Origin of the sequence: Rugamonas brunnea (assembly GCF_014042345.1) — a bacterium.
Classification (GTDB): Bacteria; Pseudomonadota; Gammaproteobacteria; order Burkholderiales; family Burkholderiaceae_D; genus Rugamonas; species Rugamonas brunnea.
In genome coordinates this window covers 93,836-119,500 of record NZ_JACEZT010000018.1, presented here as the reverse complement: position 1 = coordinate 119,500, position 25,665 = coordinate 93,836, and the positions used below count along the sequence as shown (strand labels likewise).

General features: G+C 66.4%; 24 protein-coding genes and 1 pseudogene. 2 read left to right on the top strand and 23 right to left on the bottom strand.

Annotated elements, in window-relative coordinates:
- The 6 genes and pseudogenes from H3H37_RS22065 to fliF all read right to left on the bottom strand — a co-directional run.
- Positions 1-535, bottom strand: a pseudogene (locus H3H37_RS22065) (flagellar hook-length control protein FliK); the annotation flags it as partial.
- Between the two features lie 50 nt (positions 536-585).
- Positions 586-1,026 carry a flagellar export protein FliJ gene (fliJ, locus tag H3H37_RS22060; protein WP_182166560.1) on the bottom strand — a complete coding sequence of 147 codons (441 nt, stop codon included), beginning with the start codon at positions 1,024-1,026 and terminating at the stop codon, positions 586-588.
- Between the two features lie 35 nt (positions 1,027-1,061).
- Positions 1,062-2,516, bottom strand: coding sequence for a flagellar protein export ATPase FliI (gene fliI / locus H3H37_RS22055; RefSeq protein WP_182166558.1), 1,455 nt, complete (start codon positions 2,514-2,516; stop codon positions 1,062-1,064).
- Positions 2,517-2,544: 28 nt separating this feature from the next.
- Positions 2,545-3,303: a flagellar assembly protein FliH gene (locus H3H37_RS22050; RefSeq protein WP_182166556.1), complete on the bottom strand. Its 759-nt coding sequence runs from the start codon at positions 3,301-3,303 to the stop codon at positions 2,545-2,547.
- The gene (gene fliG, locus H3H37_RS22045; RefSeq protein ID WP_182166554.1) at positions 3,303-4,301 is read right to left on the bottom strand and encodes a flagellar motor switch protein FliG; all 999 of its coding nucleotides are present in this window, start codon (positions 4,299-4,301) and stop codon (positions 3,303-3,305) included. Before fliG ends, H3H37_RS22050 begins: the two co-directional genes overlap by 1 nt.
- A complete protein-coding gene (gene fliF / locus H3H37_RS22040; protein ID WP_182166552.1) occupies positions 4,294-6,039 on the bottom strand; it encodes a flagellar basal-body MS-ring/collar protein FliF in 1,746 nt (581 codons plus the stop codon). The genes fliG and fliF overlap by 8 nt, the downstream gene beginning before the upstream one ends.
- 241 nt (positions 6,040-6,280) lie before the next feature.
- Here fliF and fliE point away from each other — a divergent pair, with 241 nt between their 5' ends.
- A complete protein-coding gene (gene fliE, locus H3H37_RS22035) occupies positions 6,281-6,622 on the top strand; it encodes a flagellar hook-basal body complex protein FliE (RefSeq protein WP_182166550.1) in 342 nt (113 codons plus the stop codon).
- 53 nt (positions 6,623-6,675) lie between these two features.
- On the opposite strand, the gene H3H37_RS22030 is transcribed toward fliE, so the two are convergent.
- From H3H37_RS22030 to H3H37_RS21975, 12 genes are all read right to left on the bottom strand, one after another.
- The gene (locus H3H37_RS22030; protein WP_182166548.1) at positions 6,676-7,437 is read right to left on the bottom strand and encodes a flagellar brake protein; all 762 of its coding nucleotides are present in this window, start codon (positions 7,435-7,437) and stop codon (positions 6,676-6,678) included.
- Positions 7,438-7,454: 17 nt separating this feature from the next.
- Positions 7,455-7,796 carry an EscU/YscU/HrcU family type III secretion system export apparatus switch protein gene (locus tag H3H37_RS22025; protein WP_182166546.1) on the bottom strand — a complete coding sequence of 114 codons (342 nt, stop codon included), beginning with the start codon at positions 7,794-7,796 and terminating at the stop codon, positions 7,455-7,457.
- The gene (fliK, locus tag H3H37_RS22020) at positions 7,786-9,225 is read right to left on the bottom strand and encodes a flagellar hook-length control protein FliK (protein WP_182166544.1); all 1,440 of its coding nucleotides are present in this window, start codon (positions 9,223-9,225) and stop codon (positions 7,786-7,788) included. Before fliK ends, H3H37_RS22025 begins: the two co-directional genes overlap by 11 nt.
- Positions 9,226-9,239: 14 nt before the next feature.
- Positions 9,240-9,569: a flagellar protein FliT gene (locus tag H3H37_RS22015; protein ID WP_182166542.1), complete on the bottom strand. Its 330-nt coding sequence runs from the start codon at positions 9,567-9,569 to the stop codon at positions 9,240-9,242.
- Positions 9,570-9,572: 3 nt separating this feature from the next.
- Complete coding sequence (fliS, locus tag H3H37_RS22010; RefSeq protein ID WP_182166540.1) at positions 9,573-10,013, bottom strand: flagellar export chaperone FliS; 441 nt, start codon at positions 10,011-10,013, stop codon at positions 9,573-9,575.
- 17 nt (positions 10,014-10,030) lie between these two features.
- Complete coding sequence (gene fliD, locus H3H37_RS22005; protein ID WP_182166538.1) at positions 10,031-12,715, bottom strand: flagellar filament capping protein FliD; 2,685 nt, start codon at positions 12,713-12,715, stop codon at positions 10,031-10,033.
- A 343-nt stretch (positions 12,716-13,058) separates the two neighbouring features.
- Entirely contained in the window at positions 13,059-13,448 is a 390-nt protein-coding gene (locus tag H3H37_RS22000) for a flagellar protein FlaG (RefSeq protein ID WP_182166536.1), read from the bottom strand.
- A gap of 87 nt (positions 13,449-13,535) precedes the next feature.
- Positions 13,536-15,101, bottom strand: coding sequence for a flagellin N-terminal helical domain-containing protein (locus tag H3H37_RS21995; protein ID WP_182166534.1), 1,566 nt, complete (start codon positions 15,099-15,101; stop codon positions 13,536-13,538).
- A 391-nt stretch (positions 15,102-15,492) separates the two neighbouring features.
- Positions 15,493-17,085 carry a GGDEF domain-containing protein gene (locus H3H37_RS21990; RefSeq protein ID WP_182166532.1) on the bottom strand — a complete coding sequence of 531 codons (1,593 nt, stop codon included), beginning with the start codon at positions 17,083-17,085 and terminating at the stop codon, positions 15,493-15,495.
- Between the two features lie 152 nt (positions 17,086-17,237).
- Positions 17,238-17,885 carry a response regulator gene (locus H3H37_RS21985; protein ID WP_182166530.1) on the bottom strand — a complete coding sequence of 216 codons (648 nt, stop codon included), beginning with the start codon at positions 17,883-17,885 and terminating at the stop codon, positions 17,238-17,240.
- 24 nt (positions 17,886-17,909) lie between these two features.
- Complete coding sequence (locus tag H3H37_RS21980) at positions 17,910-19,124, bottom strand: sensor histidine kinase (RefSeq protein WP_229218967.1); 1,215 nt, start codon at positions 19,122-19,124, stop codon at positions 17,910-17,912.
- Positions 19,121-19,705 carry a hypothetical protein gene (locus tag H3H37_RS21975; RefSeq protein ID WP_182166528.1) on the bottom strand — a complete coding sequence of 195 codons (585 nt, stop codon included), beginning with the start codon at positions 19,703-19,705 and terminating at the stop codon, positions 19,121-19,123. Before H3H37_RS21975 ends, H3H37_RS21980 begins: the two co-directional genes overlap by 4 nt.
- A gap of 114 nt (positions 19,706-19,819) precedes the next feature.
- Here H3H37_RS21975 and greB point away from each other — a divergent pair, with 114 nt between their 5' ends.
- Positions 19,820-20,386, top strand: a complete 567-nt coding sequence (gene greB, locus H3H37_RS21970) for a transcription elongation factor GreB (RefSeq protein ID WP_182166527.1) — start codon at positions 19,820-19,822, stop codon at positions 20,384-20,386.
- 86 nt (positions 20,387-20,472) lie between these two features.
- Here greB and H3H37_RS21965 read toward each other — a convergent pair whose 3' ends face one another.
- From H3H37_RS21965 to H3H37_RS21945, 5 genes are all read right to left on the bottom strand, one after another.
- Positions 20,473-22,647 (bottom strand): RelA/SpoT family protein, encoded by a 2,175-nt coding sequence (locus H3H37_RS21965; RefSeq protein ID WP_229218966.1) that lies wholly within the window; start codon positions 22,645-22,647, stop codon positions 20,473-20,475.
- A 223-nt stretch (positions 22,648-22,870) separates the two neighbouring features.
- Entirely contained in the window at positions 22,871-23,074 is a 204-nt protein-coding gene (rpoZ, locus tag H3H37_RS21960) for a DNA-directed RNA polymerase subunit omega (protein ID WP_005665923.1), read from the bottom strand.
- Positions 23,075-23,095: 21 nt separating this feature from the next.
- Positions 23,096-23,734, bottom strand: a complete 639-nt coding sequence (gene gmk, locus H3H37_RS21955; RefSeq protein ID WP_182152202.1) for a guanylate kinase — start codon at positions 23,732-23,734, stop codon at positions 23,096-23,098.
- Between the two features lie 86 nt (positions 23,735-23,820).
- Positions 23,821-24,618, bottom strand: coding sequence for a DUF72 domain-containing protein (locus H3H37_RS21950; RefSeq protein WP_182166523.1), 798 nt, complete (start codon positions 24,616-24,618; stop codon positions 23,821-23,823).
- Positions 24,619-24,774: 156 nt separating this feature from the next.
- Positions 24,775-25,665: a YicC/YloC family endoribonuclease gene (locus tag H3H37_RS21945; protein WP_182166579.1), complete on the bottom strand. Its 891-nt coding sequence runs from the start codon at positions 25,663-25,665 to the stop codon at positions 24,775-24,777.

The following is a 25,665-nucleotide window of genomic DNA, read 5'->3' as shown; positions in this document are numbered from 1 at the left end:
CGGCGCCCGCATCGGCGCCCAGCGCGGCCGGCGCCGCTTGCGCGGCGGCTGTCGTCACGGTGGCGGCGGCCGGCGCGGGCGGCGGATTGAACGCGGCCACCAGGGCCAGCATGTCGGCCACCGGGCCGTCCAGCGCCGCTTTGGCATCGCTCCGGGCGTCGTCGCCCGCGTTGCCGGCGGCCGCCTTGCCGCTGGCGTCGGCCGCGCTGGTGCTGTCGGGGGTGCTTTTGGCGCCAGGTTGCACCTGTGCATTGCCTTCCTTGCCTTCCGGCGCTTCCTGTGACTGGGCCGGTTTGGTGGGCGTGGCCTGGCGGGCCGGCATGGTGCTCTGGCGCGGGGCGGCCGGCGCGGCCGGCTGACGCTCGGGCGGGCGCGCGGGCGCGTTGGCGCTGGCGTTGGCCGACTGGCGCTGCTCCATTTCGCGCGACAGGGCGCGCTGGAACTGGTTGTCCTGGCCGCTCGCGTTCAGGTTCACCTTGGGCGCGGCAGCCGCGTTGGCGCCGATGGTGGGCAGGGGAAGGATGGGTGTTTGCATGGTCGCGCCGTTATGGTTGGTTGCCGCCGGGCTGAATTCAGCGTGCGGATTCAGCGTTTGTAATAAGCCTGTCGTGCTGCGTGTTCGTCCATCTGCTTCTGGTCGCGCTTGGCTTCGAGCTTGAGCGCCGCGGCCGCCGCCCGCTCGTTGAGCGTGGTGTAGGACATGCGTTTGCGCTCGCTGGCCTGCCAGGCCTGCTTCTCCTGCACGCTGCGTTGCTCGGCGTGGCGGATCACTTCCTGCTGGCCCGTGATGGCGTTGTCCAGCTTGCCCATGAAAGCCTGGAAATTGCGGTAGGCCATGGGGGTGATGCCGGCCGCCTGGGCCGCTTCGAAGCGCTTGACATACTCGTCCCGGTAGCCGATCAGCATGTCGTGCTTTTGCTCGGCCTCGGCCACGGCCTTCAGGGCCGCGCCCAGCCGTTTGGCGGCGTCGTCGGTTTCCCGCTGCGCCAGCTCAATCAGGGTTTTCAGTTGAGATTGGGATGCCATGATCAAGCATTATAGGCGTCCTGTCTGACGGGCAATCAGTCGAATAGCGAGGTAAGTTGCCCCAAACTCTCGCTCATGGTGACCCGTTCCGTGATTTGTTGTTGCAGGAAATGCTCAATCTTGTCGTGCAGGGCGATGGCCTGGTCCAGCACGGGATCGGTGCCGGGCGCATAGGCGCCCACGCTGATCAGGTCGCGGCTGCGTTCGTAGCGCGAGAACAGTTGCTTGAGGTTGCGGGCCTGGGTCTGGTGCTCATGCGAGGTGATCGAATGCATGGCGCGGCTGATCGACTGTTCGATGTCGATGGCCGGGTAGTGGCCGGCCTCGGCCAAGCGCCGGTTCAGTACGATGTGGCCGTCCAGGATGGCGCGCGCCGAGTCGGCGATCGGGTCCTGCTGGTCGTCGCCTTCCGTCAGCACGGTGTAGAAGGCGGTGATGGAGCCGCCGCCCAGTTCGCCGTTGCCGGCCCGTTCCACCAGCACCGGCAGCTTGGCGAACACGGACGGCGGATAGCCCTTGGTGGCCGGCGGTTCGCCGATGGCCAGGGCGATCTCGCGCTGGGCCATGGCGTAGCGGGTCAGCGAATCCATGATCAGGAGCACGTTCTGGCCCTGGTCGCGGAAGTGTTCGGCGATCGCCGTGGCATAGGCCGCGCCCTGCATGCGCATCAGCGGCGGCGTGTCGGCCGGCGCGGCCACCACCACGGAACGGGCCAGCCCTTCCTCGCCGAGGATTTGTTCGATGAATTCCTTGACCTCGCGGCCCCGTTCGCCGATCAGACCGACCACGATCACGTCGGCTTCCGTGTAGCGCGCCATCATGCCCAGCAGCACGGATTTGCCGACGCCGGAACCGGCGAACAGGCCCATGCGCTGGCCCCGGCCCACGGTCAGCATGGCGTTGATGGCGCGCACGCCCACGTCCAGCGTCTCGACGATGGGCGCGCGGCCCAGCGGGTTGGCGGGGCGCACGTTGATGGGGGCGCTGTCGTGCGCGTGCAGCGGACCGAGGTTGTCGAGCGGGCGGCCGGCGCCGTCGAGCACCCGGCCCAGCAGTTCCGGGCCCACGGGCAGGTGGCGCGCACGGTCGCTGGGGCGGCGGCGCGGATGGGCCACGCTGCCGGGGCGGGGAATGGCCGGCTCGACCGGGAACACGCGGGTGCCCGGCACGATGCCTTCGACGTCACTTTGCGGCATCAGGAATAATCGGTCGCCTTCGAAGCCGACCACTTCCGCTTCCACCTTGCCGCCGCTGGGCAGCGGCACCGTGCAGGCGGCGCCCACGGCCAGCCGCAGGCCGACCGCCTCCATCACCAGGCCGGCCACGCGCGTGACGCGGCCCGACACTTGCATCGGTTCCACGAAACTGGCCAGCGTGGCGCAGTCGTGCAGGTAGGCTTGCCAGCGCCCGGCGTGGACGCTGGGCGACGGTGCGGGGGTGGCCGGATTGGCCGGCTCGGCCGGTTCGGCCGCTGGGGCGAGGGATTCCATGCTTTCCATGGTGTTCATACGACGTGGTTCAGGCCAGCCAGTCCACGTCCTTGCCCAGCGCGTGGGTCAGCCGTTGCCAGCGCGAGGCGGCCTGGGCGTCGATCTGGTTGCTGGCCGTGTCGACCTTGCAGCCGCCGCGGCCCACGCTGGGGTCCTCGATCACGCGCCAGCCGCCCTTGTCCAGTTCCTCGCCTATGCCTTCGCGCACCACGGCCGCGTCATCGGGATGCAGCACCAGCAGCGCCGGCTGCTGCAGCACGGGCAGGTACTCGATCGCGTCGCGCACGATGGGCAGCACCAGTTCCGGCTTGACGTTGAGCGCCGTCTTCAGCATGCCCTTGGCCAGTTGCAGGGCCAGTTCCAGCACGTCGTTGGCGATCAATTGGTCGGCCTGCTGCACGGCCGTGCCGAACGAGGCCGTCAGCGCGCGCAAGTGTTCCAGTTCCTTGGCCGATTCGATCTTGCCCAGCGCCAGCGCGTCGGCGTGGCCGGCCGCGTGGCCTTCCTCGTAGCCTTCGAGGCGCGCCTGTTCGCGGATCGCTTCCACTTCCTCCACGCTGGGGTAGGCGGGCGGTGGCGGCGGCGGCGGGCCGACCTCGGCCAGTTGCCGCTCGTGCTCCAGCAGCGCTTCCTGCATGCGCTGTTCCAGCAATTGCTGGGCGCGCGCCGCTTCCTGGGCGTGCTGCTCGGCGTCGCGCGCGGCCAGCGTGCTGGGACGGTGGTCGCCGAACGACGTCATCTCCCAGCGCTGGAACGCGGTCTGCTGCTCTTTCGGTATGGTAGCCATCAGACGAAGGAATCCTCACCTTTGCCGCCAAGCACGATCTGGCCTTCGTCGGCCAGCCGGCGCACGATCTGCAGGATTTGTTTTTGCTGGGTTTCCACTTCGGACAGGCGCACCGGACCTTTCGATTCCAGGTCTTCGCGCATCATCTCGCCGGCGCGGGCCGACATGTTCTTGAAGATCTTGTCGCGCAGCTCCTGCGACGCGCCTTTCAGGGCGATGATCAGCATTTCCGACTGCACTTCGCGCAGCAACAGCTGGATGCCGCGGTCGTCGATGTCGATCAGGTTGTCGAACACGAACATCTCGTCCATGATCTTCTGGGCCATGTCGTTGTCGTAGTTCTTGATGTTGTCCATCACCGAACCTTCCTGCTCGCCGCTCATGAAGTTCAGGATCTCGGCCGCCGCGCGCACCCCGCCCAGCGACGATTTCTTGATGTTCTCATTGCCGGACAATAGCTTGGTCAGCACGTCGTTCAGTTCGCGCAGCGCGGCCGGCTGCACGCCGTCCAGGGTGGCAATGCGCAGCACCACGTCGTTGCGCAGGCGGTCGGTGAAGTTGCCCAGGATTTCGCAAGCCTGGTCGCGCTCCAGGTGGACCAGGATGGTGGCGATGATCTGCGGGTGCTCGTTGCGGATCAGTTCGGCCACCGAGTTCGAATCCATCCACTTCAGGCTTTCGATGCCGGACGCGTCCTTGCCGCCCAGGATGCGCGACAGCAGCACCGAGGCCTTGTCGTCGCCCAGCGCCTTGGTCAGCACCTGGCGGATGTACTCGTCCGAATCGAGGCCCACGGTGGAGGCGGCCGCCACCTGGTCGCGGAAGTCGTCCAGCGTATCGACCACCTGCTCGTGCGGCACGTTCTTCATGGTGGCCATGGCCGCGCCCAGCTTGAGCACTTCGCGCGGGCCGAGGAATTTCATCACTTCGGCCGCTTCCGTCTCGCCCATGGCCAGCATCAGGATGGCCGCTTTTTGCAGTCCGGTGTTCTCAGTCATTGGCGCCTACCCACGCTTTGATGATGTTGGCCACGATGCGCGGATCGTCGGCCGCCAGTTTCTTGGCCATGGCCAGGTTATCCCGATAGGAGCGGGCCGTATTCTCTTCCATCTGTCGCAATTCCTCTTCCGCGATGAGCACCGGGTCCGGCTCTTCCACCACCGGCTCCGGCTCTGGTTCCGGTTCCGGCTCCGGCGCGTTGATTTCGTCGATCTTCTTGAACACGGGCCGCATCATCGGGCGCACGATGCGCAGGAAGATGTACAGCAGGATCAGGGCCGTGATGAGGAACTTGGCCAGTTCCTTGGCCATCGGCAGGTTGGCCGGATCGCGCCACCAGTCGAGCGCCGCCTCGGCCGGCCGGTCCACGCCGTCGAACGGCGAATTGGCCACGCTGACGGCGTCGCCGCGGTCCTGATTGTAGCCCATGGCCTGCTTGACCAGGTCGTTGATCTTGGCCATTTCCTCGGGCGTGTAGGGCTTGACGGTGACCTTGCCGTTCTTGTCGATGATGCGGCGGTAGTTGACCACCACGGCCACGGTCAGGCGGCGCAGGCCGCCCATGCCGCGCTGCTCGTAGCGCACGGTCTTGTCGACTTCGTAATTGGTGGTCGATTCCTTGTGGGTCTGGCCGTTGCCGCTGCCGGTGCTGGCACCGGGCGGGGTGCCGGGCGCGGGCGCGGTGGCGCCGGGGGCGGTGGCCGTCAGCGGCGCCGTGGCCGTGCCCGGCGGCTGGTTCGACAGCGCGCCCGGGATGCCGGACGGGTTGGTGTTGCCGTTGCCGCCAGTCTCGCTGGTCTGCTGGCTGCGGATGGCCGAGGCGGCCGGCGGCGAGTTCGGCTTGTAGGTCTCGGCCGCCTGTTCCACCTGGGAGAAGTCGACGTCGGCCGTCGCTTCGGCCCGCACATTGTTCTCGCCCACGATGGGGATGATGATCGATTCGACCTGCTTGATGACGGCGTTCTGCAGCTCTTTCACGTACTTGAGCTGGGTCTCGTCCATGTTCTTGGCGTTCAGCGCCGCGTTGCCGTTCTTGTTCAAGTCGGAGATCAGGTTGCCGGCCTGGTCCACCACGGTCACGTTGGCCGGCAGCAGTTCCGGCACGCTGGAGGCGACCAGGTGCACGATGGCGCTGGTCTGCTGCGGGTCGAGCACGCGGTTCGGGTGCAGGTTCAGCAGCACCGAGGCGGTCGGCTTTTGCTGGTCGCGCACGAACACGGACGGCTTGGGCAGGGCCAGGTGCACGCGCGCCGATTCCACCGCCGACAGCGACTGGATCGAACGGGCCAGCTCGCCTTCGAGCGCACGCTGGTAGTTGACCTGTTCCAGGAACTGCGACACGCCCAGCTTCTGGTTCTCCATCAGCTCGAAGCCCACGTTGCCGCCCTTGGGCAAGCCCTGGGCCGCCAGCTTGAGGCGGATGTCGTGCACCTGCTCCGTGGGCACCAGGATGGCCGTGCCGTTGTCGGAGAACTTGTGCTTGACGTTCATCTTGTCGAGCTCGGCCGTGATGGCGCCGCCGTCGCGGTCGGTGAAATTGGAGAACAGCACGCCATACTCGGGCGGCTTGTTCCACAGCCACAGGGCCAGGATTACGGCCAGCACGCCGGCGGCTGCGCCCCCGCGCATGAAATTCTTGCCCATCGGCGTCTGGATGAAGGGCAGCTTTTCCGCTGCCTCGTCGGGCGCGGGCGCTTGCTCTGCTGCGTCGATATCGCGTTCTTCGGCTACGGCCATGGTGGGTGTGAATTCGTCAAGTGTCGCTATCCAATCCCCGGTGGAAATTGGGCCTGATACGGATTATCGCCGGGAAACGGGCAAATCAAACGCTTAAACAGAGCCGCGTTTGCCTGCCTGCTCGCGCCTGCCGCTGGCGTGCCGGCTGTTATTCTGTCAGCCTGACAGTCCCTATTGTAACGTGGCACTGTCTCCCTGACCGCCGGAAAGTGTTCCGCGGTAGCAACAACACGGAGTCAACATGAGAACAGGTGGTATCGACAGCAGCCAGATCCAGGCCATGATCGCGCAGCTGAAAGCCCACGCCACGCGGCCCCAGGCCACGCCGCCGGTGGTGCAGACGGAAACCCCGGCCGCGAAAGTCAATTTCGCCGACGCGCTGAAAAATTCGCTGGACGCCGTCAACGCCAGCCAGGTCAAGGCCGACACCCAGGGCCAGCGCTTCGCCATGGGCGATGAGAGCGTGAGCTTGTCGGATGTGATGATCTCGATGCAGAAGGCCAGCATCAACTTCCAGGCCACCATGCAGGTGCGCAACAAGCTGGTGACGGCGTATCACGACATCATGAACATGCAGGTGTAATCAAATGATCATCCAATGATCATTGAGCGCGGCGGGCCGCCTGGCCCGCCCGTTCAGCCCAGGCCGGCCAGGCGCGCGTTGCGCTCGCGTTCGAGCTTGGTGATGTAGCGCTGCACCTGGGCCAGCATGGGCCGGGGGATGTCGATGAACTGGCAGCCGAGGCGGCGGTTGGACTTGTTGTTGAGCAAAGTCATGTCCAGCGAATTGCGGATCTGCAAAGTCGTGACGATGGCGCCGACGTCGGGCAAGTCGATGCGGCAATCGGCATAGTTGCGGCCGATGGTGTCGCCCAGCAACAGCTTGTTGTCGAGGATGGCGATGCCGCCGCAGCTGATGTCGGCCAGCGGGAACGGGTGGCTGCCGCCGCCCAGTTCGGCCGGCAGCGGAATGGCCACCCGCACCGGGTTGCTCACCGGCGTGTTCATGCGGTAGTACTCGCGCCGCTGCAGGCGGATCAGGGTGGCCGGCAAGGCCATGCGGAACGCCGGGTTGCCCCGGTACAGGCACTTTTCCACCTTGTCGGACGAAAACAGGATGCGGATCTTGTCCAGCGTGGTCTCGAAGTGGACGGCCGTGGCGCCCAGCACGCGCTGGTTCTGCTCGCGGTCGATCGAGCAATCGAGGATGACCGTGTTGTTGTCCGGCTGTACTTCCAGGATCGAGGTCACGCACACGTCGGACTCGCCCTGCACCAGCATGCGGATCAATTGATTCTTCTCGCCTATGCTGCGCAGCAAGGCGATGATCTCCCGGCGCGATTCGACTTCGAAGTCATGCCAGTTTTCCAAGTCTGCTTCCAGTCGTAATGATTGCATCGCGTCCGTATCGGGGTCTAGGGTTCGGTGAGCGGCAGGCTGGTGTCGGGCGGCGCGGGGAGCGGGGCGCCGGACTTTTGCGCTGATTCAATATGATATAGCCACGCCAACAGTTCCGCAATCGTGCGGTACAGCGTGGGCGGGATCTGCTGGTCGAGGTCGATTTCCATCAACAGCGATACCAGTTCCTTCGATTCGTGCACGAACACGTCGTGCTCCTGGGCCACGGCGATGATCTGCTCGGCCACCAGGCCGCGGCCCTTGGCCACCACCTTGGGGGCGGCCGCGCCGGTCTGGTAGGCCAGCGCGACGGCGCTTTGCAGCGGGCGGCGCGGGGTATCCCGGCTGTCACGGCTCATGGGCGTCCCCCGGTTCGGCGGCGATGGTGAGCGAGGACAGCGGCGCGCCGGCCGCCGCCATCGCCTGTTCCAGCAAGCCCGCGTAGGCGCGCAAGGTGACGGCCGACGCGTCGCTGCCGGTTTGCACCTGGATCTGTACCTGGTCGCCGGCCAGCGTGACGGTGGCCGCCACCTTGCCCAGCAGCGGGAAACGGAAGCGCACGCCGCTGCGCCACACCTGTTCCGGCTGGGCCTGCTCGCCACTGTCGCGGCCGTCGCCATGGCGCGGCTCGTCGCGCGGTTCGCGCCGCACTTCCCACTGCATGGGCTGGCCCGGCCATGCCTCGCCCTGCCATTGCACGCGGCCCTGTTCGTGCGCATGCAATTGCTGGTTGATCATCAGGGCGGCCGACAGGTCGGGACCGCTGGCCTGGGCCCGCGCGCCACCATCGGCCATGGCTTGCTGCTGGCGCTGCATCTGCGGCTCGCGCATCAGGTCGGCCAGGCTGCGCTCGCCCTTGACCCATTCGGCCACGTGGGATTCGTAGAACAGGCCGCTTTGCGAGAGGGCCGTTTGCAGGTGCTGGGCCACTTGCTCAGGCACAGGCGGGGCGCCGGCCGCCACCAGCGGCGTCTTGCCCGTCAACACGACGGGGGCGCCGGCCGGTGTGGCGGGCGCGGCCGTCAGCACGGTGCTGAGCACGCGCGCGGCCGTGCTCAACGTGGGTGGCGGTGTGCTGGCATCGAGCGACGGCAGTTCGCTGGCGGGGATCAGGGGCGCCTTGGCCAGCAAGGCCGCGCCGGCCGTGGCCGGCCGTGCCAGTTCGGCGGCGCCGGCGCCCGGCTGGGTGCCGCCTTGCGCCAGGAGGGCCGATTGGGCGGCGGCCTGGTTGGCGGCTGCGCCGGCGGCGGTGCCGGCGCCCGTATTGGCCGGCTGCGCGCCGGTCGGCAAGCTTGGCTGGGCGGTGGCCGCCTGGGCTGTCGATGGCGCGGCGCCCGGCGCGCTGGCCGTTGACCCCGGCGTGCTGCCCGGCGAACCCGGCAGGCGGGCCGCGCTGGCGGCGTCCGCTGCGGGGGGATTCGGGTGGTAGAGCTGGGCTTCGGCCTCGGCGCCGGGCGGCGCGTCGCTGTAGACGAGGGTGGCGGCGGCGCCCGGCGCGTTGCCGAGCTGGAAGGTGGGACGGGGCTGGGCCGCGATCACCGTCAGCGGCACTTCGCTGCCCACCTGCACGCCCTGCGGCAGCAACATGCGGGCCGCGTTGTCGGCCACCCGCACCAGGAAACTGCCATCAGGGTATTTCGACAGCACGGTGGCCTGCAGCGACTGGCCCACCAGCGCCTGCAGGTTGCGCTGGAACGCGGCCTGGCGGCCGTCGCCGATGGGCGGCGTGCCGTGCACGGTGTCGGCCGCGGTCAGCGGGCCGACGTTGACGTCCAGGCGCGGCAGCATGGGCCCCGCCGGGATCAGACGCTGCCGTAGGCGTTGACCAGGCGCCGTTCCGTGCCGGTGTTATTGATCAGCTTGGACAACTGGGCCATCCACGGCATGGTCAGGTCGCGGATCTGGCGGTCGGCGTTGAGCATCTGCCGTATCAATTCGATCTTTTGCTCGCGCTGGGCGCCCTGCATGGGGGCGGCCGGCTCGTGCGCGCGCAGGCGCTGGGCGTGGGCGGCGCAGCGCTGTTCGAGCAGCACCAGCAAGTCCCAGTCGCTGGCCGTGGCGGCCTGCACCATCTGTTCGGTCAGTTCCGCCATGGCGGCGTACACGGTCAACACTTCTTGGCTGGTCATCATCGTTCAGGCGCTCGCGAGGGTGGGGGTGGAGGTGGCACGGCCGGTGGCGGCCGGGGCGTCGCCGATGGCGTTCCAGGCGTCGCGCAATTCCGTCAGCAGGCGTTGCACTTCCTCCAGGATGGCCGGGTCGTTCTGCAGGTTGGCTGCCAGCAGGCGCGCGCTCATGTATTCGTACAGCGCGTCCAGCCCTTCGGCGATCTCGCCGCCGGCCTTCTTGTCGAGCGCGGCGCGCAGGCCGCTGTCGATGATCATGATGGCCTTCGAGATCGACTTGCCTTTCTCGCCGATATTGCCGTTGCGCATGCTGACCAGCGCCGTGTTGATGGCCACCATGGCGCCATCGAACAGCATCACGATCAGCTTGTGCGGACTGGCCGCGAGCACGCCCGTTTCCATGCCTACCTTGGCATAGGCGTGTACGCCAGTTTGTCGGGATCCGAACATAGGGTATCTCCTGTCTATTAACCGTTCTTGGCGATGGCCGCCAATTGTTGCGTCAAATACGATTGGGTGCTGTTCAAGCTGGCCACCAGCGTATCGAGTTGGGTGTACTGGGCCCGATAGCGGGCTTCCACGTCGACCAGGCGGGCGCTGAGCGCATCCTTTTGCTTGCCGATGTCCTTGACCGTCTGGTTCAGGCCATTGGTGCGGCTGGTGATGTAGCCATTGCTGCCCAGGAAATTGCTGGCCAGGTTGTTGAGCTGGTAGGCATAGCCCTGCGAGAAGCCGATGTCGCCGCGCGAGCCGATGGTGTCGCCGTCGACGGTGAGCTTGAGGCCGGCGACCGGGGCGCCGGCCGCGCCCGTCAGCGTCTGGCCATCGCCGCTGGCCGCGTAGCCGCCGATGGTGCCGGCCACGTCCACCCCGTCCACCGAGGTGGCGCCGCCGAAGACGGAGGACACGCTGCTGCCCGTGTCGTCGACCAGGCTGATGTTCGATTGCGCGCCATAACGGTTCGATTCGAGCTTGAGCTTGCCGTCGGTGCCGACCGTGGCGCTGACCGACCAGCCGGCGTTGGCGAAGCCGCTCACGCCGTTGATCGACGATTGCAGCTGGGTCGCCAGCTGGCTCGGCGTGTAGGTGCCGGCCGGCAGCGTGATGGTGGCCGTGCTGGCGGCCGTGGCCGTGTCGTTGAGCTTGACGATCCAGGTGGTGTCGCTGTCGATCACGGTGCTGGCCGGCACGGCGGCCGCGCTGGTCAGGCTGCCCTTGGTGGCCAGCGTGGTGATGTCGATCGCGTAGTCGCCGGCCTGGGTCGCCGAGGTCGAGCTGACGAAATTGATCTTGCTGTCGCTGGTCTTGCCGACGGCCGCGAACAGGCCCGCGATGTCGTCGAAGTTGCTGGTGATGGCCTTGTTCAGCTTGCCCGTGTCCAGTGTCAGCGTGCCGTCCTTCTGGAACGAGATGCCGATCTGGGACAGGCTGGTCAGGTTGCCCTTGAGCCCCGTGATCTGCTGCGACAGCTGGCGCCGCACGGACGCCTGCAGGTTGCGGACGGTGGCGTCGCCCAGCAGCGGGCCGCCGGTCTTGGTGGCGGCGTCGTAGCCGGACAGTTGGGCGATCTGGCTGTTGAGGTCGTTGTACGCCTTGACGAAGCTGTTGACCGAGCTGGTCAGCGAAGCCGTGTCGCGCGCCACCGTCAGGCTGGTGCTGCCGGTCTTGCTGACGTTGAGCGAGACGCCGGCGATGGCGCCGCTGATCGAAGAACTGCTGCTGCTGACGGCGATGCCGTTCACGTTGGCCAGGGTGTCGAGCGCGGACGCCTTCTGGCTCATGTTCTGCACCCCGCCCGGATCGTAGCCGAGCAGGTTGACCAGGCCGGGGTCGGCCGGGTTGCCGTTGGTGCCGCTGAGCGTGATGCGCATGGTCGACGAGGCGCCCGTGGCCGTCGAGGTCAGCACCAGGTGGTTGGGGGTGGCGTTGGCGCCGGTGGCGCCGTCCGACACCAGGCTGGCCGTGACCCCGAAATTGCCCTTGTTGATGGCTGCCGCGATGCCCTGCAGCGTGTTGTTGCTGGTGTCGATGACGATGCTGCCGGCCGTGCGGTCGGGGTCGGGCGTGAAGCCGGCGCCCAGGTAGGCGCCGCCCACACCGGCCGTCAGCCCGGCCGCGGCCGGGTTGGTGCCGCCCACGGTGATCGGGCTGGCGTCGGCCGACTCCAGCGTGATCGAACTGATGGCAGTGGTGGTCGAGCCGGTGTTGGCCGTGCCGCTGTTGCCGATGCCGCCCGTGACGGCGCCGCTGACGGCCTCGGAAATGTTGATGTTGCTGCCGTCGGCGTTGGTGAATTGCAGCGTGCCGGCGGCGGCCGTGCCGCTGACGGTGATGTTGGCGTCGGCCAGCGCGCGCGTGACGGCCGTGTCACCGGTCAGCGCCGTGTCGAGCGCGGCGGCGTCGATGCTGCCGGCCGCGCCGGCGGCCACGCCGGCCGCCTGGCTGGCGATGGTCACGCCACCCACCGTCAGCGCATAGGTGCCGCCGCCGCTGGTGTCGACCGTGCCGAAGCTGCTGGCGCCGGCCGCACCGAACAGGGTGGCCGAGGTCACGGTGGCGGCCGCCTTGGCCGACACGCCCGTGGTGCCGCTCTTGGCGTTGATGGCGTCGGCCAGCAGGCGCGCGCTGCGGGTGCTGCCGTCGGTGGCGATGGCGGTGCCGTTGATGGTCAGCGCGCCCGGCGTCAGGCCGCCGGTCTTGACGCCGGCGCCCAGCGTGGTGCCGGCCAGGCCGAAGGTGCCGCCGGACACGGTGCCGAGCGCGAAGTTGATGGTGGTGCTGCCGCCCAGGCCGATGGCGGCCGTGGTGCTGGCGTAGCCGCCCGAGGCCAGGGTCTGGGCTTGCGCCACCTGGCTGACGTTGATGCGGTAGCTGCCGGGCAAGGCCTTGGTGGTGGCGCTGGCGCTCAGCACGCTTGAATCACTGGGCAGGGCGCTGAGCGACTGGAAGCTGGACAGCGAGGTCAGCGGCGAGAGCGCGCCCTGGAACGAGCCGAGCGCGCCGGACAGGTTGCCGAAGGCCGATACCTGCGCCAGGTAGCTGGCCGATTTCTTGTCGAAGTCCGCCAGCGGGGCGGACTCCACCTGCATCAGCTTGCTGACGATGGTGTTGACGTCGATGCCTGAACCGATGCCGGGAGATGAGATACCCACGTTGGACTCCTATGGAAAGCAACAATATAAGACATTATCGGCGCCATCAAAGAGGACTTGAGAGGGGGAAATGCCAGTCTGTTCACGATTCGCTCAAAAAAGTGGCAGCGCGCGGCGGTGGTGGCAGGGCGGGCAGTCAGGGCAGTGCGGATGGCGCGGAGGGTGCGGACACGGCTGCACCGGCCCGCCGGCGGCGATGCAGCCGGGTGGACGGCCACGCGGGGCTGGGGCGGGGCGCAGAGAGAATAAACAGCGGGGCGCATGGCTACAGCATAGCGCACGCAGGCCATGATGGAAGGAAAAGCGGCGCGCCAAGGCGGTGCGCCAAGGCGGCGCGGCCGCCTCAGGCGGTCTGCTTGATCAGCAGGCCGGAACTATGGTTGGTGTTACCCAGCGATTTGGCGATCTCCAGCGCCTCGGGCGAGGGGATCTGGCGCAGCACTTCCTTGGTGGTCTGGTCGATCACTTTGACGACGGTGCGCTTGCTGTCCTTGTCGATCGAGAATTCCAGTCCCTGGGCCCGGGCCTGGGGCGACTGGTTCAGCTGCGACACGGCTTGCGACACCTGGTCCAGCGTCGGCACGGCGCCAGCGCCCTTGACGGCGGCCGCTGTTTCGACGGCGGTGGCGGGGGCGCGCGCCGTGCCGGCGGGGGCCGGGGCGGCATCGTAGCCGGCAGGATGGCGCTCGATCGGGCGTGCTGCCGAGGCAGTGCTTAATGAGTCGATGGTCATGATGGTTCCTGTTTGTGCAAAATCCCCGGCTGCACGAGTCAGCCGGGGAACCGGGTTTTAACGATGTCAGTCCATCGTCACACGGGTTTAGCCACGCAGCAGCGACAGCACGCCGTTCGGCAGCGAGTTGGCCTGGGCCAACATCGCGGTACCAGCTTGTTGCAGGATCTGGCCACGGGTCAGGCTGGCCGTTTCCGCCGCGAAGTCGGTATCCTGAATCCGGCTACGGGAAGCCGACAGGTTTTCCGTCGTCGTTTGCAGGTTCGAGATGGTCGAAGCGAAACGGTTCTGGATCGCACCGAGCGAAGCGCGGTTGCTGTTGACCTGGTTCAGGGCCGAGTCGATCGACAGCAGTGCGGCGTTGGCGCCGGCCACGGTCGAGACGTCGATCTTGGCCACCGATTGCAGGTCGCTACCGGTGTTGTTGTTGGAGCCCGTACCGTCAGCAGCGTTGTTGACCACGTTGGTGGCGGTGCTGGTGATGGTGAAGCCGCTGTCGGACGAGAAGTTCAGGCTGCCACCGACGGTCATCGAGCTGCCGCTGGCGCCGATGGCGGTCGCGTTGGCGGCCACGGCGGCGGTCAGGCCGGCCGCTGGTTTCTCGGCACCGCGCATGGTGGTGGCGGCCAGCAGGTCGTCGGCGGACGAGTTGACATTCTTGATCTGGATGTCGTCGCCCGACGCTTCGCTCAGCACCACTTCCTTGACGTTGGTGGTCGAGTTCAGCTTGATGGAGGCCGTGATGCCGGTGGTGCCGGACTGGGCGTTGATGGCCTGGGCCAGCGCCGACAGGTCGTTGCCTTTCACCTTGGCCGAGATCGTCACCGGGGTCGAATTGGCATCGTTGGCGATGGAATTCTGGCCGCGCAGTTCGAACTGGACGGAACCGTCGGTGCCGGTGGCCAGGCCCGACAGGGTCGCCGTGGTGGTGGCCGTGGCCGACACGCCGGTGGTGCCGCTCAGGGCGTTGACGTTGGCAGCGATCTGCTTGGCGGTGTCGCCCAGCTTGACATCGACGTTGGTGGTGGTGCCGGTGCCCGAGGTCACGGTCAGGGTCTGGGCCGTCACGTTGTTGGCGGTGCCAGCGAACGCGTCAGAGATCTGGCCGCCGCTCGAGGTGAAGGCCGATTTCAGCGTGTTGTTGCCGATGTCGGTCGCCTTGGCGCTCTGGATGCCCACGTTGATGGTTTGGTTCGAGTTGGCGCCGACCTGGAACTGGGTGCTGGTCAGGCTGCCGTCGAGGACGTTCTGGCCGTTGAACTGGGTGGTGGTGGCCACGCGGTTCAGTTCCTGTGCCAGCGACGACACCTCGTTCTGGATCGACTTGCGGTCCGAATCGGAGTTGGTGCCGTTGGCCGATTGCACGGCCAGTTCGCGGATACGCTGCAGCAGGTCACCAGCCGTGCTCAAACCACCTTCGGCAGTTTGCGCCAGCGAGATGCCGTCGTTGGCGTTGCGTGCCGCCTGGGTATCGCCGCGGATCTGCGAAGTGAAGCGCTCGGAAATGGCCAGGCCGGCGGCATCGTCCTTGGCGCTGTTGATGCGCAGGCCGGAAGACAGACGTTGCAACGAGGTCGACAGCGAAGCTTGCGAGGTGTTCAGATTGCGTTGCGCGTTCAGCGAGGCGATGTTGGTGTTGATGGTTTGTGCCATGATGATTCTCCAGACTAGGTTGGGCTACTTGCTCATTTCACTTTGGTCTGTCTCCGCGTTCCGAGACAATCAAACCGCTGTTGTAATGTGTAACGGTTGCCCCACGGGAAAATTTAGGCAAAAAAACGCGCGAAATTTTCACTTTCGGGGCTAAACGTTGGCCGCCCATGCCCGCTTAAACGACCGCGTTTGTCGAATCTTTAGGGCGAAAATAATTATATTTTGGCCCTTATTTCGACGTGATTTGGCTGGCCGGAGGGGGAAATGGTGGTCTGGATGACAATGGTGGGCGCAAAAAAAGACGGGGTCAGGTCATAAAAAAAGGCAACATGCGCGCATGTTGCCTTTTTTTATGACCTGACCCCGCCTGCCGGGGCCCCGGGCGGGGCCGTCAGTCGGCCACCACCACCCGGTTCTTGCCCGACTGCTTGGCCTGGTACATGGCCTTGTCGGCCCGCTTGACCAGTTCGCCCTGGTCTTCGTTGGGACGGCGCAGCGCCACCCCGGCCGAGAAGGTGATCAAGACCTTCTCGTTGTCGTGCAGGAAGAAATGCTTGGTCAGTTCACGCTGCAGCCGCGTCATCGTCTGCGAGGCCGCCTCCACCGTCGTCTCGGGCAGCAGGATCAGGAATTCCTCGCCGCCGAAGCGCGCGATCACGTCCATCGAGCGCAGCGTCTCCTTGACGATCTTGACCAGGTGCTTGAGGGCCGCGTCGCCGGCGATGTGGCCGTAGGTGTCGTTCAGGCGCTTGAAGTCGTCCAGGTCCAGCAGCGCGATGCACAGCGGCGTGCCGCGCCGGTCCGAGCGGGCCGTCTCGCGTTCGAACACGTCGTCCAGGCCGCGCCGGTTCAGGCTGCCCGTGAGCTGGTCTTCGCGCACCAGCTCGCTCATATGCTGCAGCTTGGCCTCCAGCGCGTGGATGCGCTGCTCGGCGTCCTGCACTTCCTGGCGCGCCAGCACCATCTTGTCGCGCGCCTTGAGCGCCTCATTCTGCACGATGCGCGTCTCGCGCAGCACGTCGTCGAGAATCTGGTTCAGTTCGCCGATATTGTCGGCGCGGCTGATCTTCTCCGAGTAGCCGCCGATTTTTTCGTGGAAGTCGCCGGTCGAGGCGGCCACCTGGCCCAGGCGGTCGATGAAGGTCATCATCATGTTCTTGACGGTGAGCTTGACGTCCGACAGGCTGTGCTTGAGCTGGCTTTGCTTGTAGATCACATCCTTGAGGCTGCGCGTGGCTTCCTCCAGCGCGCGCTGGTCGATCGGGCCGGCGATCAGGTTCTGCACGGCGTCGATCTGGCCGCGCAGCCAGCTGTCGTCGTCCAGCAGTTCGCTGACGTTCTCGAGCAGCAGCTTGAACAGGCGCAGCAGCAATTCCTGCTGCTCGGCCGTGTCCCCGCTCTTGAGTTCGATCTGGTAGCACAGTTGCTTCAGGCGCACGGCGATCTCGGCCAGCGCCTCCTCGCTGTGGGCCTGCTTGGTGGCCGCGCCCAGCGATTCGGCCTCGGCCACCAGGGCCGGCGCGCCCGTCAGAAGGGAGGCGACGGCGAAGGTGAGGGTGCGGCTGAGCAGGTCGCGCAGCATGCGGCTTTGCTCGGAATCGGGGGCGGCGGCCGTCTCGATGCCTTTCTTGACGGTGATGTGCTTGTCCACCAGTTGCGATAGGGCCTTGGCGTAGCCATCCCAGTCGCGCGACTTGACGGCGCGGTTGAAGCGGCGGCCGAACTCGGCCAGGTCGCCGACGCCGTCGGCCATGCGGTTGGCAAAGCCGGTCAGCACCGATTCCGGGCCGGGGTCGGCGCTGCCCAGCACGGCCGGCGCGGCGGCCGGCGCCACCGGCGGCAGGCCGGCGATTTCGAGGTAGATGTCGCGGTAGGCGTCGGGCGTGGGCGCGATGCGGCGCACGGCCAGGCGGCGGAACGCTTCGCGGGCGATGTCGGCCGGGTTCTGCTCCGCCGCGGCCGCTGGGGTGGTTTTGCTAGACATGGTTGCGCACAGCCTCTTTCAGTGACTCAGTCCTATCATGATAGGCGACACCATGGCCGTGCATAGCGACGATTAGCGGCCGGAAGGGGTCTTAATTAAACGCATACAAAGTATTCTTCCTGGCAACGCCAGACCCGCCGGCTCAGTCCGGCTCATTCGATCAACTGGTTCTTGATGGCGTAGTGGGTCAGCTCGGCGCTGTTCTTGAGCTTCATCTTGACCAGCAGCCGGGCCCGGTATTCGCTGACGGTCTTGACCGACAGCGACAGTTCCTTGGCGATGGCGCCGACCGTCTTGCCGGAGGCGATCATGGTCAGGGTCTGGTATTCGCGGTCCGACAGCGCGTCGTGCGGCGGCGCCTCGTGGTCCTCGCCCACGTGGTTGGCCAGTTCCTGGGCCAGCGCCGGGCTGATGTACTTGAGGCCACCGGCCACCTGGCGGATCGCCGTCACCAGCTCGCGCGGCGCGCTCTGCTTGGTCAGATAGCCGGCCGCGCCGGCCTTGAGCGAGCGGATCGCATATTGGTCCTCGCGGTGCATGGACAGCATCAGCACCGCCAGTTCCGGCTTTTCCTTCTTGATCTGCTTGAGCACTTCGATGCCGTTGCGGTCGGGCAGCGAGATGTCGAGCAGGATCACCTGGCAGTCGGCCTTGCGGAACAGCTTGATGGCGTCCAGTCCGTTCTCGGCCTCGCCGGCCACGACGATGTCGCCGGTCTCGGCCAGGATCTGTTTCAAGCCCTCGCGCACGATGGCGTGGTCATCAGCGATGAAGACCTTGATGATGGCTTTTTCTGTCATGAATCGATCATTTACCCGGTTACGCTATTTCGCAGTGGAAATACTGTGATCCGCTATTGTAGCGCCGGCGGCGGCCGGCATGGCGCCCGCGTGATGGCCATCGCACTTAATTTTGACGGCCACCACGGTGCCGCCGCCGACGGCGTGGCTCAGCGTCAACGTGCCGCCCAGCGCGCGCGCCCGCTCGGTCATGCCGCGGATGCCGAACGACTCGGGCTTGGCGCGGTCGCCCTGCCAGATGCCGCTGCCGTTGTCGCTGATTTTCAGGCTCACGTGGTGGCGGGTGCGGGCCAGCTTGACGGTGACGCGGCTGGCGCCGGCGTGCTTGGCGATGTTGGTCAGCGCCTCCTGCACGATGCGGAACAGGGCCGTGGACTGGTCGTTGTCGAGCGCGAACTCGCGCCGGTTGGCGCTGAACGCGCAGTGCACGCCGGCCTGCTGCTCGAACTCCTTGCACAGCCATTCGAGCCCGGCCACGATGCCCAGGTCCAGCAGCGGTGGGCGCAGGTCGAGCGAGATGCGGTGCACGGCGTCGATGGTGCGGTCGACCAGCGCGTCCACGTAGGCGGCCTTGTCGTGCAGCGTGGTGTCGCCTTCGGGCAGGCGGGCCGCCAGCATGGCCAGCGCCATCTTGATGGCCGTCAGGTTGCCGCCCAGGTCGTCGTGGATCTCGCGCGCGATGCGGGTGCGCTCCTGTTCCTTGACCTTCTCGATGTGGGCCGTCAGCTCGGCCAGCCGGGCGCGCGACTGGCGCACTTCCTGCTGCTCGCGCCGGCTCTCCGTGATGTTGGTCATGATGCCTTCCCAGCGCACGCCGCCGCCGGGCAGCGCGTGCGGGGTGGCGCGCAGGTTGATCCACTTGATGTCCTTCCACGCCTCGATCCAGATCCGGCCTTCCCAGTTCCAGCTGGCCAGTGTGGTGGCCGAGGTGTGCATGGCGTCCAGGTAGGACAGACGGTCCGGCTCCAGGATCAGGGCGAGGAAGCATTCCGGCGCCGCGTGCAGGGCGGCCGGCGTCAGGCCCAGCAGGGCCTGGCAGCCGTCGCTCAGGTAGGGGAAGGACACGCGCTGGTCGGCATGCAGCTCGAACTGGTAGACCAGGCCGGGCGTGTTGGAGACGATGGCGTCCAGGCGGGCCCGGACCCGGGCCAGTTCGGCGGCCACGGCGGCCGGGTCGGCCGGGGTGGCGGGCGTGGCGGGCGTGGCGGAGGGGGCGGAGGCGGTTGGATCAGTCATCATTCATGGTCATCGGAAAAACGGCGGCGGCGCGCGCGCCAGCGGGCCGCGTAACGGCGCAACACGCGCGTCGGCCACCAGCGCTTGCGCGGCAGGCGCCGTCGCCAGCGGCGCACGGCGGTGGCCAGCAGCTGGAACTCGCGCCAGGCGGCGCTCGCTTGCAGGCGCGCGATCCAGCGCGCCTTGAGCGCCAGGAACCAGGTCAGCAGGCGGGCGAACCAGGCGATGGTCAGCAGCGTGGGGCGGGTCAGCGCGTACAGGCGAGCCACGGCCGCCGCGCCGGCCACCTTGGCCGTCACGATCACGGCCAGGCCCGTCAGGGCGTGGCCGCGGGCCATGGCGAACAGGGCCAGCAGCTTGACGGGAAACAGCAGCAGGGCCGGCAGCACGAACACGGCCAGGGCGGCCACTGGGCGCAAGCCTTGCAGCCACCGTTCGAGCCGGCGCAGCGGCGGCCAGCGGGCCAGGTAGGCCATCAGGGCCGCGCCCAGGTCCCACAGCCAGTCCTCCAGCAGCAGGAACAGGGCGGCCAGGTAGACCAGGGGCGCCGTCAGCCGGCGTCGCGCGGTGGGCGAGAGTTTCATGCCGGGAAGGCCGGAAGGGCGAGTGCGCGCATGGGCAGATCATACGTGAAAAAATGCGCGCTGCGCAGGGCGGGCGCGCGGCGCGACAGCCGTCATAGCCGTTACAATACGGTCATGAACAAAGCCTTTGTCAAAGAATCCGACCACGACGACGATGAGGAAGCGGCCGCGCTGGCGCTGGCCATCCCGCCCGGGTCGAAGAACTACATCACGCCGGCCGGCTACCAGCGCATCAAGGATGAGCTGCTGCAGCTGATCGATGTCGAGCGGCCGGAAGTGGTGCGCATCGTGCACTGGGCCGCCTCCAATGGCGACCGTTCCGAGAATGGCGACTATATCTACGGCAAGCGGCGCCTGCGCGAGATCGACCGCCGCATCCGCTTCCTGACCAAGCGCATGGACCTGGCGGCCGTGGTCGACCCCAGCGTGCACCATGGCAGCGACCAAGTCTTCTTTGGCGCCACCGTCACCTATTGCAACCAGACGGGCGAGGAGCGCACCATCACCATCGTCGGCATCGACGAGCTTGATCCGCTCAAGGGCAAGATCAGCTGGGTGGCGCCGGTGGCGCGCGCGCTGACCAAGGCGCGGGTGGGGGATGTGGTGAGCTTCCAGGCGCCGCACGGGCTGGAGGAGCTGGAGATACTGGAGGTGAGCTATCCGGCGCCGGACGCCGGGTGAGCCGCTAAAGAACCGGGGTCAGGTCATACCATTAAGCAAGATGCTGGCATCTTGCTTAATGGTATGACCTGACCCCGGTTTTTTGATCAGCTGCGTTCGCGCAGGATGCGGTTGACGCCGGCCACGCGGCGCACATTGCGCAGCAGGCCGGCCAGGTGCACGCGGTCCTTGACCTGGATCGTGAAGCGCAGCTGGTGCAGGATGTGTTCCTTGTCCTCGTCCATGCCCACGTAGGTGATGTTGGCGTCCGATTCGCCGATCTCGGCCGCCACACGCGCCAGGATGCCTTTTTCGTTGTTGATCAACAGCTTGATGCGGCAGTCGAAACGCCGGTTCAGCTCGGTGCCCCACTTGACGGCGATCCAGCGGTCCGGCTCCTTGCCCTTCTGGCGCTTGGCCAGCGTGCAGTCGCTGGTGTGCACCAGCAAGCCCTGGTCGCGCCGCAACTGGCCGATAATGGCGTCGCCGGGGATCGGCAGGCAGCACTGGGCCAGTTGCACGGACACGCCTTCGCTGCCGCAGATGGTGACCGGGTCCAGCTCGGTCGCGCTGTTGTGGTCGATCGGCGCGCTGGCCGATTCGCCGCCCTTGAGGCCGAAGATGTGGCGCGCCACCAGGGCCGCCATGCGCTTGCCGATGCCGATGTCGGCGTACAGTTCGTCCAGCGACTTGGCGCTCGATTCGTTGAGCAGGCGCTCGACCAGCTGGTCTTCCATCGACGGGTCGATGCCCAGCGTGGTCAGGGCCTGGGCCAGCAACTGCTTGCCCAGCGTGATCGATTCGGGCAGGTTGATGGTGCGCAGGTGGTGGCGGATGGCCGAGCGCGCCTTACCGGTGCGCACGAACGACAGCCACGTCGGGCTGGGCCGCGAGTTGTTGTCCGTGACGATCTCGACGATGTCGCCATTGCGCAGTTCCGTGCGCAGCGAGGCCGGTTCGTTGTTGATGGTGACCGACACCGTGTGGTCGCCGATGCCGGTGTGGATCGAATAGGCGAAGTCGATGGCGGTGGCGCCGCGCGGCAGGGCGATGATCTTGGACTTGGGCGTGAACACGTAGACAGAATCGGGGAACAGGTCGACCTTGACGTGTTCGAGGAATTCGGCCGAGTCGCCCGTCTGCTGCTGGATGTCGAGCAGCGATTGCAGCCACGCATGGGTGCGCTGCTGCAAGTCCGACAGGTTGGAGTCGCCGTTCTTGTACAGCCAGTGCGCCGCCACGCCCGATTCGGCCGTGCGGTGCATTTCCTGGGTGCGGATCTGGAATTCGACCGGCGTGCCGTAGGGGCCGATCAGCGTCGTGTGCAGCGACTGGTAGCCGTTGAGCTTGCGGATCGCGATGTAATCCTTGAACTTGCCCGGCATGGGCTTGTACAGCGAGTGCAGCGTGCCCAGCGCCACATAACAGTTGGGGAAGCTGTCGACCACCACGCGGAAACCGTACACGTCCAGCACTTGCGAGAACGACAGGTGCTTGCTGCGCATCTTCTTGTAGATGCCGTACAGGGTCTTCTCGCGGCCATACACTTCGGCATGGATGTTGGCCATGGCCAGCGTGCTCTTGACCGCTTCCAGGATCTTCTTGACCACTTCGCGCCGGTTGCCGCGCGCCGCCTTGACGGCCTTGGACAGCGTGCGGTAGCGCAGCGGGTACAGGTGGCAGAACGACAAGTCCTGCAGTTCGCGGTAGATGTTGTTCAGGCCCAGCCGGTGCGCGATGGGCACGTACACTTCCATTGTCTCGCCGGCGATGCGGGCCTTCTTGGCCGGCGCCATCACGTCCAGCGTGCGCATGTTATGCAGGCGGTCGGCCAGCTTGATCAGGATCACGCGCACGTCCGAGGCCATGGCCAGCAGCATCTTGCGGAAGTTTTCCGCCTGCGCTTCGATCTGGCTCTGGAACTCGATCTTCTCCAGCTTGGACAGGCCGTCGACCAGGCTGGCCACGGGCGCGCCGAAGCGCTCGATCAATTCTTCCTTCTTGACGTCCTGGTCTTCCATCACGTCGTGCAGCAGCGCGGCCATGATCGCTTGCGCGTCCAGCTTCCAGTCGGCGCAGATCTCGGCCACGGCGATCGGGTGCGAGATGTAGGGCTCGCCCGATTTGCGCACCTGGCCCAGGTGCATCTCGTCCGAGAAGCGGTAGGCTTCCTTGACCTTTTTCAGGTCGGCCGGGCTCATATATTCGGCCAGCTTTTCCGTCAGATGGGTGACGGAGGCGACGCCGGCGGAGACAACGGGGGCGGCTAACGGAGACGACATGGGGGCGGGTGATGCCAGGGCGGGGTTTGCTGCGGGTGTGACGGTGCTGGCGCCGGCCGCTGAAGGCGCGGTTTTGGCGCGGGTGCCGGCAGTGAGGGTATCGGCAGGAGTCAGGTTCATCTTGTTCGCGTTCCGTCGCAGTGAAATGGTCAACACGCCAGCTGCATTATTGCAGAACTGCCCAGGTCCTGACCATCATCACCTTGCGGAACGCGGGTGCCACTTACATGGGAACCTTTTTCAGCATTTCCAGACCGACTTTGCCGGCTGCGATTTCGCGCAGTGCGACCACGGTCGGCTTGTCCTTGGCTTCGACTTTAGGCGTGTGGCCTTGCAGCAGCTGGCGCGCGCGGTAGGTGGCGGCCAGGGTCAGCTGGAAGCGGTTGGGGACATTCTTGAGGCAATCTTCAATCGTGATGCGGGCCATCTTAACTCCTAAATCGGGTGTTTATTCTGCGTGGATGCCCAGTTGGGCGAAGAGCGATACGTTGCGGGCCGCTTGTTGCGCAAACCGGCAACGGGCCGCTCGGACGATCGCGCTCAGCTCGGACAGGGCGACCGGGAAGTCTTGGTTGATAATAACATACTCGAACTCCGGCGCGTGGGCGATTTCGCCGCCGGCGGCCAGCAGGCGGCGCGTGATCACGTGCGGCGCGTCGGTGGCGCGTTTGTTGAGCCGTTCCTCCAGCGCGTCGATCGACGGCGGCAGGATGAAGATGCCGGCCGCCTGCGGGAACTGTTTTTTCACCTGGCGGGCACCCTGCCAGTCGATTTCGAGCAGGATGTCGGTGCCGGTCTGCATTTGCTGCTCGACCATGATGCGCGAGGTGCCGTAGTAATTGCCGTGCACTTCGGCCCATTCGAGGAACTCGCCGGCCTGGGCGCGGGCCACGAAGTCTTCCGCGCTGGTGAAATAGTATTCCTTGCCGTGGGTCTCGCCCGGACGGGGCGCGCGGGTGGTGGTGGAAATCGACAGCTTGATGGCCGGTTCCTGCGCCAGCAGCGCGTTGACCAGGGTCGATTTACCGGCGCCCGACGGCGCCACCACCATGAACAGGCTGCCGGAGAAGGCGGTAGGTTGGCTCATGTTGATCTTTCACTAACGTCTGCGGGCGATACGATCGCCCAAACAGCTATTTTACCAAGAGCAACGCCGGTAAGCTACCGGGCCTGTCATTGTAATAAGTCGATCAGGCGCGTGGCTGCGGCCGGGGCGCGCTCCTTGGCGCCGTTGATGAAGTAGACGAACACGTCGCGCTCCCTGGCGCTGACCTTGCCACTGGTGACGTAGGGGCGCCCGGGCAGCTCGGGCAGCTGGCCGGCCTGCCATTGCTGCGCGGCGGCGGCCCATTTTTTCAGCGCCGGCCTGGTGTAGCCGGTCGCGATGGTGCTCCGGGCATTCATCAGTCGGGCGTAGATGAGATCGCCGGTGATGTCGGCAAAGGCTGGGAATTGGGGCGCGTCGGTGAACACGGTGGCGACATGGTGGCGGCGCGCCAGTTGCAGATAGCCGGCGCACAGGAAGCTGTCGTGGCGGGCGTCCAGCACATGGCGGAGCCTGCGTTTGCCCAGCCTGGCGGGCAGCAGCTTGAAGAAGGCTGCCAGGTCGTCGGGATCGTAGTGCTTGGTGGCGGCCAGTTGCCACAGGATGGGGCCGAGTTTATCGCCCAGCTCGGACAGGCCGCTGCCGAGGAAGCGTTCGACCGATTCGCCGGCCTCGCCCAGCTCCTTGCGGTGGGTGGTGTAGCGGTTGGCCTTGACGGCGAACAGGAAGTCATCCGGCGTTTGCGCGTGCCAGGAGGCGTAGTGCTCGGGCCTGGCGTTGCGGTAGAAGGTGCTGTTGATTTCGATGCTGCTGAACTGGCGGCTGGCATATTCCAGCTGGCGCTTCTGCGGGATCGTGTCGGGGTAGAAGGTTGCGCGCCATGGCGCGTAGTCCCAGCCGCCTATGCCAACACGTGTGGTTGCCATGCCATCCTCCGCCATCGTTGCGATTGCCGGTATTGTGCATGCAACTGGTTGTCGGCGGCGCCCGGACGGCGGCAGCGGCCATGCGGGGGCGCAGGCGTTGTGTGCGGCCTGGATCGGTCGGGCACCAGCCGGGGACGGCAGGTGCCCGCACCGGTCTTATTCCAGGTTCTGCACCTGCTCGCGCATCTGCTCGATCAGCAGCTTCAGTTCCATCGACGCGTCGGCCAGTTCCTTGACGGAGGCCTTGGCGCCCAGCGTATTCGCTTCGCGGTTCAGTTCCTGCATCATGAAGTCCAGGCGTTTGCCGACCTGGCCGCCTTTTTTCAGGATGTGTCGTGTCTCCGTCAGGTGGGCCGACAGGCGGCCCAGTTCTTCGGCCACGTCGATGCGGATCCCGTACAGGATCACTTCCTGGCGGATGCGCTCCAGCGCGTCCTGGCGCGACAGCGACGAGTTCGAGCCCTGGCAGGCCAGGCCCAGCGCGTCCTGCATGCGTTCCACGGCTTTCTGCTGGAAGGCGGCCACCACCTGCGGGATCAGCGGGGTGATGCGCTTGACGATGGCTTCCATGGCGTCGATGCGGGCCGTCAGCATTGCTTCCAGCGCCGCGCCCTCGCGCTGGCGGCTGGTGACGAAGGCGGCCACTGTGCGGGCCGTGAGCGCGGCCACGTCGGCCTGCAGCGATTCCTGGCCGATCTGGGCTTCCTCGATCACGCCTGGCCAGCGCAGCAATTCCGCCACAGTCATGGCCGGCGCGTTGACGAAATGTTTGCCCACTTCGAGTTGCAAGCGTTGCAATTCACCGAGCAATGCCATGTTCAGCGCCGTGCTGCCGGTGGTGGCGGCCTTGCGTCCGAAACTGAGACGGATCTCCACCTTGCCCCGGGTGATGGCGGCCATGATGGCGGCCCGCAAGTCCGGTTCGAGGGCGCGCAAGTCGTCGTTTATTCGAAACTGTAGGTCAAGAAAGCGCGAGTTGACGCTCTTGATTTCTATCGTCAAGGTTCCCGCCGCGCTCTCGCTGGTGGCAACCGCGTAGCCTGTCAT

Bases quoted from the DNA above. Each gene is read 5' to 3' on its own strand.
- fliJ (WP_182166560.1), bottom strand. From the start codon at position 1,026: ATGGCATCCCAATCTCAACTGAAAACCCTGATTGAGCTGGCGCAGCGG.
- fliI (WP_182166558.1), bottom strand. From the start codon at position 2,516: ATGGAATCCCTCGCCCCAGCGGCCGAACCGGCCGAGCCGGCCAATCCG.
- H3H37_RS22050 (WP_182166556.1), bottom strand. From the start codon at position 3,303: ATGGCTACCATACCGAAAGAGCAGCAGACCGCGTTCCAGCGCTGGGAG.
- fliG (WP_182166554.1), bottom strand. From the start codon at position 4,301: ATGACTGAGAACACCGGACTGCAAAAAGCGGCCATCCTGATGCTGGCC.
- fliF (WP_182166552.1), bottom strand. From the start codon at position 6,039: ATGGCCGTAGCCGAAGAACGCGATATCGACGCAGCAGAGCAAGCGCCC.
- fliE (WP_182166550.1), top strand. From the start codon at position 6,281: ATGAGAACAGGTGGTATCGACAGCAGCCAGATCCAGGCCATGATCGCG.
- H3H37_RS22030 (WP_182166548.1), bottom strand. From the start codon at position 7,437: ATGCAATCATTACGACTGGAAGCAGACTTGGAAAACTGGCATGACTTC.
- H3H37_RS22025 (WP_182166546.1), bottom strand. From the start codon at position 7,796: ATGAGCCGTGACAGCCGGGATACCCCGCGCCGCCCGCTGCAAAGCGCC.
- fliK (WP_182166544.1), bottom strand. From the start codon at position 9,225: ATGCTGCCGCGCCTGGACGTCAACGTCGGCCCGCTGACCGCGGCCGAC.
- H3H37_RS22015 (WP_182166542.1), bottom strand. From the start codon at position 9,569: ATGATGACCAGCCAAGAAGTGTTGACCGTGTACGCCGCCATGGCGGAA.
- fliS (WP_182166540.1), bottom strand. From the start codon at position 10,013: ATGTTCGGATCCCGACAAACTGGCGTACACGCCTATGCCAAGGTAGGC.
- H3H37_RS22000 (WP_182166536.1), bottom strand. From the start codon at position 13,448: ATGACCATCGACTCATTAAGCACTGCCTCGGCAGCACGCCCGATCGAG.
- H3H37_RS21995 (WP_182166534.1), bottom strand. From the start codon at position 15,101: ATGGCACAAACCATCAACACCAACATCGCCTCGCTGAACGCGCAACGC.
- H3H37_RS21990 (WP_182166532.1), bottom strand. From the start codon at position 17,085: ATGTCTAGCAAAACCACCCCAGCGGCCGCGGCGGAGCAGAACCCGGCC.
- H3H37_RS21985 (WP_182166530.1), bottom strand. From the start codon at position 17,885: ATGACAGAAAAAGCCATCATCAAGGTCTTCATCGCTGATGACCACGCC.
- H3H37_RS21980 (WP_229218967.1), bottom strand. From the start codon at position 19,124: ATGATGACTGATCCAACCGCCTCCGCCCCCTCCGCCACGCCCGCCACG.
- H3H37_RS21975 (WP_182166528.1), bottom strand. From the start codon at position 19,705: ATGAAACTCTCGCCCACCGCGCGACGCCGGCTGACGGCGCCCCTGGTC.
- greB (WP_182166527.1), top strand. From the start codon at position 19,820: ATGAACAAAGCCTTTGTCAAAGAATCCGACCACGACGACGATGAGGAA.
- H3H37_RS21965 (WP_229218966.1), bottom strand. From the start codon at position 22,647: ATGTCGTCTCCGTTAGCCGCCCCCGTTGTCTCCGCCGGCGTCGCCTCC.
- rpoZ (WP_005665923.1), bottom strand. From the start codon at position 23,074: ATGGCCCGCATCACGATTGAAGATTGCCTCAAGAATGTCCCCAACCGC.
- gmk (WP_182152202.1), bottom strand. From the start codon at position 23,734: ATGAGCCAACCTACCGCCTTCTCCGGCAGCCTGTTCATGGTGGTGGCG.
- H3H37_RS21950 (WP_182166523.1), bottom strand. From the start codon at position 24,618: ATGGCAACCACACGTGTTGGCATAGGCGGCTGGGACTACGCGCCATGG.
- H3H37_RS21945 (WP_182166579.1), bottom strand. From the start codon at position 25,665: ATGACAGGCTACGCGGTTGCCACCAGCGAGAGCGCGGCGGGAACCTTG.